The 671-nt window shown below is 32.6% G+C and carries 1 protein-coding gene; it reads left to right on the top strand.

Annotated elements, in window-relative coordinates; genetic code table 11:
- The coding region (locus NK356_RS24055; RefSeq protein WP_253318253.1) for a T9SS type A sorting domain-containing protein at positions 1–579 on the top strand (579 nt) is incomplete at its 5' end.
- Positions 580–671 lie beyond the last annotated feature (92 nt).

Below are 671 nucleotides of genomic sequence, written 5' to 3' on the forward strand. Positions count from 1 at the left end.
CTTCTTCCGGTAAGCGGACAAACAGGCCAGGGAGTTACTTTAAATAATGATTATCTTACTGTACAGCACAGTGCTTGGAAAAATGCAGTTGCCTATGAAACATTCGATGCCAATAATAAATTGATTTATGTATCTGTTATGGGGACTGGTGATGTTAGTAACAATACTACAAAAGTGTATTACCCTTCCAGTGCTAGAGCTGTTTATGCAGTGGGTTACAATGGACAGAAAATTTTGGTTTATCCTGTTTCAACTACTTTAGCAGGCAAAGGGAAAACAAATAATTCAGAATTAAAAGATAATGTAGAATTAAGAAATAATTCAGAATTCATTGTGTATCCTAATCCTGTAGAGCAAAACGGATCAATTCATATTAAATTAGAAAATGCATCAGGAAATTACAGTGTAAATATTTTTAGTGCAGATGGAAGAGTGCTTTTCAGTTCAACAGGAAGTATTGAAGCCATTGAAACGAAAATAAATACAGAGTTTGTTAAATATCCTTCGGGAACTTACTCACTTTCTTTGAAAGATGAAAAAGGGAATGCCTTTAAAAGCGTTAAGGTTATTAAAAAATAATTTTAGCCAATGCTTCTCACGATTAGAATGTAAGAGATAAGTTCTGCAAAGTTCTATAATACATTATTATAAGGACTGGAATATAAGTGATT

The sequence above is a fragment of the Chryseobacterium sp. S0630 genome (genome assembly GCF_024158915.1).
In the GTDB taxonomy this organism is placed as follows: domain Bacteria; phylum Bacteroidota; class Bacteroidia; order Flavobacteriales; family Weeksellaceae; genus Chryseobacterium.